We start from the raw sequence: 12,597 nt of genomic DNA, 5'->3' as shown, positions 1-12,597 counted from the left end.
CACTTTCGTGGGTCAGTTCCAAACACGTTATTTTCTTTTTTTAGCGTTCGCAACGAAAAACCGGCACCGCGCCACAGCGCGATGCCGGTTTTTCTTATGCTCATAGGAACGGTTGTCTTTACACGTATGTCAAAGCCTCTTTTTTTGCGTAAGTCTCATTATTTTTTCAAGCGCAGACGTGCACAGCGTTTTTTCGTTTCAATGAATAATTCATCTAACTGACGATAGCATGCATATTGTCCTGGACGTGTTTTTACAAATTGCAAACGTTCCATACCATTGATTGGCAACACTTCATATGTTTCGCTCACTTGTAAGGCATCTGTTGTATTTGAAGCATTTTGAATAAATTGCTCGTAATGTACAATCGCTTGCTCCATTAAAGCTTTCACCGCTTTATCACGATTATGATGTGCTTCATGAATTGCACGTTCTTGTGTTTCCCACATTGCAAACCATTCATCTACCGCTTCTTTTGAAATTTTTTCTTTATGTGCTTCTATCATCGAATGACAAGTCCTTTCTTAAAACGCTTCTGCCCTTCTCGACAGTCATCAAATAATGGGCAGGTATGACACCCTGGACGTTGCGCCTTACAATGATAGCGACCAAAGAAAATCATTTGATGATGTGCTTTATTCCAGCGCTCAATTGGCGTTTTACGCATAATCGTTTGTTCAACCTCTAAGACACTATCTTTCCAGCGACAAAGGCCTAAACGCTTCGTAATACGCTCTACATGCGTATCAACTGCCATTGCAGGTACATCGAAGGCAACCGATAATACGACATTTGCTGTTTTACGCCCTACGCCGGGCAAAGTAACAAGTTCTTCACGGTCTGCTGGAATCTCGCCATTATAAACGTCTAATAAACGCTGGCATAGCTTTTGAATATTTTTCGCTTTACTACGAAATAAACCGATTGAACGAATATCTTGCTCAAGTTCTTCAAGAGGCACCGCCAAATAATCTTCTGGTGTTTTATATTTTTGAAACAATGTTTTCGTCACTTTATTAACGAGTACATCGGTACATTGCGCAGATAATAACGTCGCAATCGTTAATTCAAACGGATTATCATGGACGAGTTCACATTGCGCATCTGGGAACATCGCATCCATCTCATCTAAACAATGTAACCATTGCTTAATTGTTAACATGCTATTCCTCCTCTTCTAGCCAATTATAAAAAGGCGCCCGTTTGACAGGTTGTGTTAGTTCAGGCTGCTGTTGTAATTGCTTTTTCAAATTATGATCACGGAAATTCTGCGCATAAAGATCCGCTTCTTCAACCGTTTTAATATTGTTTTTCTTCCAATTAAATAAAATACGGTCAATGTAACGCATCGTTACTTTTTGTGCTAATACGGCTTCCATGAGTGCCTTACGAATTAAAGCAGGTGTGTGATGGTCTTGGTCTAACCACATCGCCACAGTTTCTGCTTCCATTGGTGATAAAAGACGACCAAATTCTTGCTCAAATAAGCGGAATAATTCGCCTTCTTCAATCTCAATTTGTTGTTCTTGCACTTGTTGTTTTTCATTTGTTACACAATCTAGTAATCGCATCCACAGTGGCATTAAATTAATTTGTTCATAAAGAACACCATCTGTAATATTTTGTACAATTTCAATATAGCCATTTTGCATTAAGCGTTGCATCGCAGCTGAAATCGCATCAGCTGATAAATGCATACGTTCTGCAATACGATTTGGTGTTGGGAATAATTCGCCTTCATCATGAAATGCCTGTAAATGCATAATAAGCATGGCATCATTGTCGGCGATCATAAGCTCTTTATAATATTGAAAAAAGAGCTGTGAAATGGTCACATTTCCACGCTCAATCCACGTTTGGAGCCTTTTTTGTTGTTCGTTCACGTATGACTCCTCCAATGCAAAATTGTTATGTCTTCTCAGACGTTCAATGCTCATTATAACACTACCTATTCGCGCTTTGCTACCTTTGAAATGGTTCAACTTTTTTATCGTTTCTATAAAAAAGAACCACATTTCTTTTGAAATGTGGTTCGACTGACTGTTGTAACTTTTCCTGCCCTGTCTGGTGGGCAAGGTCATTGCTAGAAATGGTCTGGATTTCTAGCAATGCTAGCTGCTTACTAAACGTACTATGGGTAAATACGGTTTAATAAACGTGGGAATGGAATTGTTTCACGTACATGCTCTGCACCTGTAATCCATGCAACTGTACGTTCTAAACCTAAACCAAAACCTGAGTGAGGAACTGAACCGAATTCGCGTAGTTGTAAGTACCATGCGTATGCTTCTGGGTCTAAACCAGCTGCTTCGATTTGTTCTTTCATTAATTTATAATCCCAAATACGTTCAGAACCACCGATAATTTCACCATAGCCTTCTGGTGCGATTAAGTCAGCGCAAAGCACGACATCGTCACGATCTGGGTGTGGTTGCATATAGAATGGTTTGATACCTTTTGGATAACATGTGATAAATACTGGTAAATCAAAGTGATTTGCAATAGCTGTTTCATGTGGTGCACCGAAGTCATCACCCCACTGAATATCATCAAAGCCTTCTTTGTGTAAGAATTCGATGGCATCATCATAAGAAATACGTGGGAATGGCGCTGTTACTTTTTCAAGCTTCGCTGTGTCACGACCAAGTACTTCAAGCTCTAATTTACAATTTTTCAGTACAGATTGAACAACATGTGCAACAAATTGTTCTTGTACTTCAAGTGATTCATCATGTTCAACGAACGCCATTTCTGGTTCAATCATCCAGAACTCGATTAAGTGGCGACGTGTTTTTGATTTTTCGGCACGGAATGTTGGACCGAATGAGAAAACTTTACCAAGTGCCATTGCAGCAGCTTCCATGTAAAGTTGGCCTGATTGAGAAAGGTATGCATCTTGATCGAAATATTTTGTATGGAATAATTCAGATGTTCCTTCTGGTGCAGAACCTGTTAAGATTGGTGGATCGACTTTTTTGAAGCCATTATCATTAAAGAACTCATATGTTGCACGAATAATTTCATTACGTACGACCATATTAGCGTGTTGTTTTTTAGAACGTAACCATAAGTGACGGTTGTCCATTAAAAATTCAACACCGTGTTCTTTTGGTGTGATCGGATAATCATGTGCTTCTCCGATAACTTCAATTCCTGTTACTTGTAGTTCGTAACCGAATGAAGAGCGTGTATCTTCTGTTACTTCACCTGTTACGTACATTGATGTTTCTTGGTGAAGTGCTTTTGCTGTTGCAAAAACCTCTTCATCGTTTGCTTTTACGACAACGCCTTGCACGAAGCCTGAGCCGTCACGTAATTGTAGAAATGCGATTTTACCGCTTGAACGTTTGTTAAATAACCAAGCGCCAATGGTAACTGTTTCACCGACATGCTTAGGCATATCTGAAATCATAATTTTTGTCATAGTATCCTCCATTTAACAGCGATTCGCTATAGTTTTCATTACCATTATATACAAACATCTAGCAAAAGACATAATTATTTCTATTTTACATTACAAATTCGTAATTCGCTTCCACCAATTACCTGAAGTGTATGTGATATACACGTAATTCAGTTTGTCATTTTTTGTTTTATACGTTATTTCCCATACCGCACCTGGTTTTTCTAAACCCAGCTTCGTATGGAGCACGCGTTTCATATTTGGATCTTTTTTCTTGGCGATTTCCACTGCTTCTTCTGCTGAAATGCCATTTTTCATTTTCAGTGCAGGTCCTTTTTGATTGACCTGATCTTGCAATACAAAGATCGCCTTATCTTTATTTTTGCTATCCTTACCAATTACCGTCACATACGAAGATGTCCCATTGTAGACGTAAGATTCGCTTACTTCTTTTAACTGCTTATTTTGAATGACGGCATCTTCTGCTTGGCTTTCAATGCTACGAAACGGTGAGTATGCACTCCAACCGATAATAACGACTAACACGAGTGCCAAACAAACGAAAAATATGGATAAGAATTTTAACCAGTTTTTCATGTTATCACCTTATACGTTTAAGTTGTACGAACCTGTTCATACTTCATCATTATACCAATGTTCTAATTGTAACACCATATCCCCAAGCGGAACTTTTTCAACAGGGACATTTGGTAGAGCATCTAAAAACTGATGGCCATATGATTTTGTCTCAATTCGGCGATCCAAAATAATAAATGCCCCCTTATCATGTGACGAACGAATTAAACGGCCAAAGCCCTGTTTAAAGCGAATAATCGCCTCAGGAAGAGATAGTTTATAAAATGAATTCATGCCTTTTGCCTGTAATGCATCTGCTTTTGCTTTAAACACCGGTTCGTTTGGTGAGGTAAAAGGCAAACGCACAACAATAACTGCTGACAATGCATCCCCTGGTACATCAACACCTTCCCAGAAGGAATTTGTGCCAAATAATACCGAGCGCTCGAATTTTTGGAACATTTTTAATAGCTTCATGCGGCTACCACTTGAAACACCTTGTGCAAACAGCATAAATTCTTCAAGTTGGTCGGTTTCTTGAATAAGCATAACGGTCTTTTTCAACATTTCCTGCGATGTAAATAATACAAAGCATCGACCATTTGTAGCAAGCACCGTTTCAACAATCGCCTGTGCCACATGCTCAATGTAAATCATTTGTGATACACCTTTAATATCTGGCATATCGTCCACAATATATACTTGTGCGCCTTCATAATAGGAAGCAGGTGCTTGGAATTGATACAACGGCACCGACGCATCAATTCCTAGCTGATTGGCAATAAAGCGCGTATTCTCTGGAGCTGTTAATGTACCAGATGCCCATACAATTCCCATTTTGCCACGGAATTTATCAAAAACACTCATAACCGTGCGCTTAATACTTAACGGTTTTTTCATAATTTGAATACTTCCTGGTAAGCTACGGGCATCAAGCTCTAGCCACATCGTTTCAGCACGGCGTTGTTGTAAGAACAAAGCATCCCACTCTGCATGTTTTAATGCTAGTTCGTCTAGCCAGTAATGCCAATCATCTAATGTTGCCTGCTGTGATAAAGGCAATTCATCTACTTGTTGTAAATAAACGGTCGTCAGTTGCTTAGCACTTGCTAAAAAGCGTCCTAAATGTTGACTAACTTCGCGTAGTAAAAGTTGCTCAATTTGCACATCTTGCCATAAAAATGTATATTTCATTGACCTTGTAACACCGGCTGGTAAATTTAAATACTTCGTCATTTGTTTCATGGCGCGTTCAAAGGAATCCAGCATATTGCCAAAATATTGCTGACACTCGAACACCTTGCGAATATGAACACGTCCTGATGACTCGATACGTGCATAGAAATCATGCTCGAGTGTGCGCTGAGACATCGAGCCTAATTGACCGAGTACATACTTCCATTCTCGATATAAAAACACCGTTTCTTCACGTACCATTGCCGCTTGCACCATCTGATGCGCCTCATCAATAATCCAGCCATCAATATTGTTTAGAATCGGTTCTGAACGCTGTAGATCCGCAACAACCATCGCATGATTCGTCACAATTAAATCGGCTGACTTACATTGCTCAAGTGCTGCCAAATAAAAGTCAAAAGCTCCCTTGCGACGCGTATCTTTTGTGGTGTCACTACGACGTACCTTTTCTAAAAATAAATGGCCGCCACCTGATAAATTTAGTTCCGTCAAGTCCCCAGATGTCGTTTCTGCTAACCACGTAATAAATTGCATCTTCGCAAAGTTCTCGTCATAGGAATCATCGAACACTTGAATCATGTCACTAAAGCGATCAATATCGACGTAATGCTTCATACCTTTTAATACCGCCACATTCGCCTTCATATCAAGAATAGCTTCGGCTTTTGGCAATTCCTCCATTAACAACTGCTCCTGTAAATGTGAGGTATATGTACTAATGACCATTTTGCCGTCATGACGTGCCGTATAAATCATCGCTGGAATCAAATAGGCTAATGTCTTGCCGATACCTGTTGATGCTTCCATCAATACTTCTTGTCGATTATTTAATGAATTCCAGACACTATCCATCATACGGAACTGACCGTCACGAATTTCAAATCGTTCAAACTGAGCTTCAAACAATGTTTTCTTCGCTTCTAGTGATGCTGGGTAACTACATTTTTTCACCTGTTCTTTTACTACAGGTACCTGTTCTTTTAATGTGACGCCACGGTATGTCGTATACCCTATTGGTTTTTTCGTACCTTGCCTTTTCTCGCGAATAACGTCAAAAAGCAACGCTGAAATATTCGTTTTCGCCTTAAAGGAACGCTTATGCAATTGTTCAAGCACACGTAATGGTAACTGTAGCATTTTATCGTAACATGCCTTTAATAAATAGGCGGTCGCTAAGGCATCATCATCTGCACGATGGGCTTTTTGGTGAATGATACCAAGCTCTAACGCTAAGTCTTGCAACTTATAGCTATACGATGTTGGGAATAAAATTTTCGCTAATTCAACCGTATCAAGTGATTTTCCTTGCCATAGCGGAATCCCACAGCGCGTAAACTCTGATTGTAAAAATGGTAAATCAAAATCGATGTTATGCGCGACAAAAACCGTCCCCTGTAGTTTTTCATATACATCGTATGCGATGTCCTGAAATGGCAACGCATGCGCGACATCCGCGTTTGAAATATCGGTTAAATCCTCAATAAACGACGGGATGTTTTGCTCTGGATTAACAAATTTCGTGTAAGTATCCACGACTTGCCAATCTTTCATAAACACAATCGCAATTTGAATAATGCGGTCGCCTTGCTTTGAAGAATGCCCTGTTGTTTCTAAATCAACAACAGCATACGTTTGACTTTCCATAAATACTTCACACTTTCCGTTCATAATATACTTGATTTTATCATATATCCTACATGTAAGCCTACTAGATTCCTGTAATAAAAAAGAGAGGCTCCGCCTATAATGCGAATCCTCTCCTTTTTATGGTTCTAATGAAATATCGGCCGAATAAACACCTTTAATTTCACCATTATCTAATTTAATTTTTAAGACGCCATCATCTGTAATTTCAACAGCTTCCCCAATTAGAACATCACGTAATGTTGTCGCTTTAATGCGCTGACCTAGTGTGCATGAATAGCTTTCCCATTGTTTTTTAATGTTTTCAAAGCCTTCTATTACATACTCAGCGCTATAGCGTTCTAGATAGAATAAAATACGCGCAGTTAATTCTGCACGGTCAATTTCTTTTCCTGCCTGTAATTTTAATGACGTCGCAATGCCTTGAATTTCTTCAGGGAAATCTTGTTGCTCATGGTTCACATTAATACCAATACCCATAATAAGTGCATTCACAAGATCTGGTTCAGACTGCATTTCAGTTAAAATGCCGGTGCATTTCAAGCCATTAATTAATAAGTCATTTGGCCATTTAATTGCCGGGCGCACGCCTGTTACGTCTTCAATACCTCGCGCAACAGCAACTGCTGCTACGAGCGTAAACTGCGGTGCTTTATGTGTTGGCACATCTGGACGTAAAATAACACTCATCCAAATTCCTTTCCCCTTTTGTGACTGCCATTCGCGCATCATACGACCGCGTCCTGCTGTTTGCTCCTCACAAATAACAAGTGTGCCTTCTTTTGCACCCTCCTGTGCAAGTCGGTGAGCAGTTGGTTGTGTCGAATCGAGTACTTCTTCATAAAAAATAGTATGGCCGAAATGTGTTGTTTCAAGTAGGGCTTTAATTTTTGCTGGGTCTAAATTATTCGCTGCTTGTTTTAAAATATAGCCTTTTTTACGAATGGTTTCGATTTCATAGCCTTCTTCTTTTAATTGGTTAATATGTTTCCAAATCGCTGTGCGTGAAATATTTAATTCATCTGCGATTTGTTGACCAGATAGTGGTTCATTTCCAGCCGCTTGGAGCCGTTTTAGTAATTCATATTTAAAATTTCCACTCACGTTCAAACCATCCCCTTATGTGTTGTTCGTCGTTTAGAATCGTCCCATCCAACACACCATTTAATAGTTGTTGTAATGCTTCTTTTAACCATGGCCCACCCTTTTGACCACTCCAGGCTAAAAATTCCTTGCCTGTTACGGCAAGATCATTTTTTTGTTGAATCGGTAGCGCTGCTTTAGTTGCTAAAATGTCTTCCACGGTATGATTCGTCTGCCATACATGGTTGGCAATCATCGTAGCGGCTTGCCACACCACTTCGTCAAGATCAAATAACTCACGTGGTGTCGGTGCCGTTTTTAGCGTTTGTAATGCCTGAAATACATGCTTCACAAAGCGCTGTTCCTTATTTGATCCACGATAGCGAGAAATCAGCTGCACATCTTGCTCTAGGTAACTAAAGAACGCCCAACCAGTTAATGAATCTTGTGCTTTAAAGCCGCGCCACTGCTCAATTGTTTGAAATGAACCCGGTAAATATGTAGAGAGCCCTGTATCAACAAGTAACTGAAAGGCTCGATATGGCTGTCCACTACGAACAATTTGATCAAACTCCGCTTTAATGCGCTCAATGGCAATAAAGCGTAAATCTGCAGCGCGTTTTTTCATCGCGGTATACGTCTGCTGTTCAACATCAAAGTTTAATTTTGCGCTAAAACGTACAGCACGTAACATACGCAGTGCATCTTCTGCAAAGCGTTCCTCGGCCACACCAACTGCGCGAACGATATGTGCTGCTAAATCATCTTGTCCACCAAATAAATCAACGATGTCCGTTTTTGAACGTAGTGCCATTGCGTTAATCGTAAAATCACGACGACGCAAATCCTCCGCTAAATCCGTCACAAAATCAACGTTATCCGGGCGCCGGTGGTCTGCATATGTGCCTTCTGTACGGAATGTTGTGACCTCAATCGGTTCACCCATATCAAGTACAAGAATCGTGCCATGTTCAATACCAATATCGACCGTTTTTTGAAAAACCGTTTTCGTTTGTTCCGGCGTTGCACTCGTTGCGACATCGACATCATGCACGGGTACACCTAATAATGTATCGCGCACTGCGCCGCCAACAACGACTGCGTCATAGCCTGCTAGCTGCAAAGCATCAATAACCTTGAAGGCTGCATCAAATTGCATCGTTGTCATGACGTGCCACCTTCTCATACAATACTTCATATTGTTCAACAATTTTTTCTGCACGGAAATGCTCATGTGCATGTTTTCGTGCTGCTTCACTAAATGAAGCTAGCTTCGCATCATCCTGTAATAACGAAATAGCTTTTTTTGCTGCCGCTTCGGTATCGCCTAATTCAACAATATAGCCATTTTCACCTTCGACAATGACTTCTGGAATCCCACCAATATTCGTTCCAATACCTGGTACACTACAAGCCATTGCTTCGAGCAATACAAGACCAAACGCTTCTTTTGAAGACATCAGTAGTTTTAAATCACTAATAGAATATAATTCAGCTAAATTATCTTGACGACCAAGGAATAAAATATCATCTGTATAGTCGCTCGCACGTGCTTGTTTCATCACTTCATGCTTTTCTGGTCCATCTCCAACAAGTAATAACTTCGCTGGAACTTCTCGGCGAATTTTCAAAAATGTTTCCACAACATCAGGTACATGCTTCACCTTACGGAAGTTCGACACATGGATAATGACTTTTTCATGGGCTGCAATGCCAAAGCCTTCTTTTAACTCTGCATTATCACGTTTATAATATTCACGCATATCGACAAAATTATAAATCGTTTCAATTGGTTTTGTCGTGTCGATTAATTCATAGGTTTGTTGTTTTAGTGAATCTGAAACAGCTGTAACAATATCTGATTTATCGATACCGTATTTAATAGCTGTTTGTAATAATGTATCCTCTCCTAGTACAGTAATATCCGTACCATGAAGTGTTGTGACGATACCGATATTACAGCCACACATATCTCTCGCAAGCACTGCGCAGACCGCATGTGGAATCGCATAATGCATATGCAACACATCCAATTGTTCTTCTTTTATTACATCTGCAATTTTACTTGCCAGCGCTAAATCGTACGGTGGATATTGGAATACCGAATAATTATTAACTTCCACTTCATGGAAGAAAATATTTGGATACACTTTATTTAAGCGAAACGGCATGCTAGATGTAATGAAATGAATTTCATGCCCGCGCTCCGCTAGCATTTTCCCAAGCTCTGTCGCCATAACGCCAGAGCCACCGACTGTCGGATAGCACGTAATTCCTATTTTTAATTTTCTCATCCGACCCGTCCTTTCTTTGTTGTTCAATATCATACTAAAGGTGTAGCTACGATTAGCTACACCTTATACAGTATCATATTATTTCGTTTGTGAGGCACTGCGACGCTCAGCAAGTAAGCGCCAGTCAATAAAGCCCTCTTGTAAACCTTTTAACAGCACTTCCGCTGTCCCCATATTCGTAGCAAGGGGGACTTGATAAACGTCACATAAACGCATTAACGCCGAAATATCCGGCTCATGTGGTTGCGCTGTCAATGGATCGCGGAAAAAGAGCACTAAATCCATATCATTGACGGCTATCATGGCACCAATTTGTTGGTCACCGCCAAGTGGACCCGAACGGAAACGTGTAATCGTTAAATCCGTTGCTTCCATAATACGCAGTCCCGTTGTCCCTGTGGCAAACAACTCATGTTCAGCCAAAATTTGCTCATATGCTACTGAGAATTGCACGATATCATCTTTCTTTTTATCATGCGCAATTAAAGCGATTTTCATAAAAAAACGCTCCTATCTTATAATAAATTTTCTAAGCCGTAAACTAGTTCATTTAAGTCGACTACTTTTTCAATACATAATTTCACACCCGACATAAACGAAGCGCGATTATATGAATCGTGACGAATTGTCAGCATTTGGCCTTCGCCACCAAATAACACTTCTTGATGTGCAACAAGGCCTTGTAAACGTACGCTATGAATACGCATACCTTCGATATCGCCACCGCGTGAACCTTGGATTGTTTCATGTTCCTCAGGATGCCCTTGTTTATGGGCTGGGCGATTTTGAGCGATTAACTGTGCTGTTTTGACACCTGTACCAGATGGTGCATCTAATTTTTGGTCATGATGTAGTTCGATAATTTCAACATCTGGCATATATTTCGCCGCTTCTGCCGCAAATTTCATCATTAACACTGCACCAATCGCAAAGTTTGGTGCGATAATTGCGCCTGTGCCATTTGCTTTCGCTAAATCCGTTACTTCTTGCAATTGCTCATCTGTAAAACCTGTTGTGCCGATAACTGGACGTACATGATGCTCGAGCAATGTTTTCGTATGTGTATAGACGGCTTTTGGTGTCGTTAAATCAACAAATACGTCCGGCTTGGTATCCTTGATTAACGCTTCTAAATCTGTATAAACCGCAACGTCATAGTTTTCTGGAAATTCACTATATGCTGTTAGGTTCATCGCAATCTCACGATGGTCCAATACAGCTACAAGCTCCATATCGGTCGCTTTCATTACGGTATGTACTGCTTCTTTCCCCATTTTACCTCGTGGTCCTGCAATTGCTACGCGAACTGTCATTATTTCATTCCTCCAATGTGTATGTATCCCCTTGTTATCGCTTAGAACGTAAAACGTGTCGCGATTAAGGTTGTCAATTATGTGTAAATAAACGATAATAGAAACCTATGAGCCAGCTGATAAACGGCTTACACATAGTGTACCAAAATTTTTTGTAGTCGTGTATGACTTGACTGAAAAATCATCTAGGAGGGACTTGTTTGAAACTCAAAAACATTGTGTTCATCATGCTAGGTGCTGCGCTTTACTCATTTGGTCTCGTTAACTTTAATATGGAAAACGAGCTCGGTGAAGGTGGCATTACTGGTGTCACACTAATTTTATACTTCGTCTTTAGCCTTGACCCCGCTTTAATGAACATCATCTTAAATATTCCGATGTTTATTATCGGCTGGAAAATTCTCGGACGTCGTTCATTTATTTATACATTAATTGGAACTATTTCTGTATCACTCTTTATTAAAGTGTTCCAGCATATGAACTTCCATATTGACCTACATGACGATATGCTTCTTGTAACACTGCTTGCTGGTGTCTTTTTAGGTGGGGGTCTTGGTATTGTATTCCGCTACGGGGGTACAACAGGTGGTGCAGATATTATCGCGCGTGTTGTTCATAAATATTTTGGTTGGTCGATGGGCAAAACGATGTTATTAATTGATGCCATTGTTATTTCTTTATCGATGTTGACGTATTTAAATGCACGTACAACAATTTATACGCTCGTATTTGTATTTGTTTGTGCAAAAGTTATTGATTTTGTGCAAGAAGGTGCATATGCTGCACGTGGCGCATTTATCATTTCAGGTGAATATGAAGCCATTGCTGCTAAAATTGCGAAACAACTTGATCGTGGTGTCACATTGCTACATGGGAATGGCTATTATACACGCGAAGAAAAACGCGTTATTTATTGTGTCGTTTCTAAAAATGAATTATTTAAATTAAAATCGATTGTGAATGGGATTGACCCACACGCGTTCATGAGTATTTCAGAAGTTCATGACGTTGCAGGTGAAGGCTTTACACTCGATGATAAAAAGCAACCAATCAACCGATAGACAAAAAACGACCGAATGTATAAAAA

The 12,597-nt window shown here is 40.0% G+C and carries 12 protein-coding genes; 1 reads left to right on the top strand and 11 read right to left on the bottom strand.

The window, feature by feature from the left end; translation table 11 throughout:
• Positions 1-158: 158 nt before the first annotated feature.
• The 11 genes from KTHG_RS03975 to dapB form a co-directional block, all read right to left on the bottom strand.
• Positions 159-506 (bottom strand): YpoC family protein, encoded by a 348-nt coding sequence (locus KTHG_RS03975; RefSeq protein ID WP_020189633.1) that lies wholly within the window; start codon positions 504-506, stop codon positions 159-161.
• Positions 503-1,162 (bottom strand): endonuclease III, encoded by a 660-nt coding sequence (nth, locus tag KTHG_RS03970; protein WP_020189632.1) that lies wholly within the window; start codon positions 1,160-1,162, stop codon positions 503-505. Before nth ends, KTHG_RS03975 begins: the two co-directional genes overlap by 4 nt.
• A gap of 1 nt (position 1,163) precedes the next feature.
• Positions 1,164-1,883, bottom strand: a complete 720-nt coding sequence (locus KTHG_RS03965; RefSeq protein ID WP_020189631.1) for a DnaD domain-containing protein — start codon at positions 1,881-1,883, stop codon at positions 1,164-1,166.
• Between the two features lie 248 nt (positions 1,884-2,131).
• On the bottom strand, positions 2,132-3,424 hold the full coding sequence (gene asnS, locus KTHG_RS03960) for an asparagine--tRNA ligase (protein ID WP_020189630.1): 1,293 nt from the start codon (positions 3,422-3,424) through the stop codon (positions 2,132-2,134).
• A 90-nt stretch (positions 3,425-3,514) separates the two neighbouring features.
• Positions 3,515-4,000 (bottom strand): cell wall elongation regulator TseB-like domain-containing protein, encoded by a 486-nt coding sequence (locus KTHG_RS03955; protein ID WP_020189629.1) that lies wholly within the window; start codon positions 3,998-4,000, stop codon positions 3,515-3,517.
• Between the two features lie 36 nt (positions 4,001-4,036).
• Positions 4,037-6,820: an ATP-dependent DNA helicase DinG gene (dinG, locus tag KTHG_RS03950; RefSeq protein ID WP_020189628.1), complete on the bottom strand. Its 2,784-nt coding sequence runs from the start codon at positions 6,818-6,820 to the stop codon at positions 4,037-4,039.
• Between the two features lie 120 nt (positions 6,821-6,940).
• A complete protein-coding gene (locus tag KTHG_RS03945) occupies positions 6,941-7,924 on the bottom strand; it encodes a biotin--[acetyl-CoA-carboxylase] ligase (RefSeq protein WP_020189627.1) in 984 nt (327 codons plus the stop codon).
• Positions 7,908-9,071: a CCA tRNA nucleotidyltransferase gene (locus tag KTHG_RS03940; RefSeq protein ID WP_020189626.1), complete on the bottom strand. Its 1,164-nt coding sequence runs from the start codon at positions 9,069-9,071 to the stop codon at positions 7,908-7,910. Before KTHG_RS03940 ends, KTHG_RS03945 begins: the two co-directional genes overlap by 17 nt.
• Positions 9,052-10,197, bottom strand: coding sequence for an N-acetyl-alpha-D-glucosaminyl L-malate synthase BshA (gene bshA / locus KTHG_RS03935; protein ID WP_020189625.1), 1,146 nt, complete (start codon positions 10,195-10,197; stop codon positions 9,052-9,054). The genes KTHG_RS03940 and bshA overlap by 20 nt, the downstream gene beginning before the upstream one ends.
• Before the next feature lie 78 nt (positions 10,198-10,275).
• Positions 10,276-10,695: a methylglyoxal synthase gene (gene mgsA / locus KTHG_RS03930; RefSeq protein ID WP_020189624.1), complete on the bottom strand. Its 420-nt coding sequence runs from the start codon at positions 10,693-10,695 to the stop codon at positions 10,276-10,278.
• A 17-nt stretch (positions 10,696-10,712) separates the two neighbouring features.
• A complete protein-coding gene (dapB, locus tag KTHG_RS03925; RefSeq protein ID WP_020189623.1) occupies positions 10,713-11,510 on the bottom strand; it encodes a 4-hydroxy-tetrahydrodipicolinate reductase in 798 nt (265 codons plus the stop codon).
• Between the two features lie 200 nt (positions 11,511-11,710).
• Between dapB and KTHG_RS03920 the strand changes: the two genes are divergently transcribed.
• On the top strand, positions 11,711-12,571 hold the full coding sequence (locus KTHG_RS03920; RefSeq protein WP_020189622.1) for a YitT family protein: 861 nt from the start codon (positions 11,711-11,713) through the stop codon (positions 12,569-12,571).
• Positions 12,572-12,597 lie beyond the last annotated feature (26 nt).

The sequence above is a fragment of the Kurthia sp. Dielmo genome, from assembly GCF_000307285.2.
GTDB classification, from domain to species: domain Bacteria; phylum Bacillota; class Bacilli; order Bacillales_A; family Planococcaceae; genus Kurthia; species Kurthia populi.
This window is presented reverse-complemented; position numbering and strand designations above follow the sequence as displayed.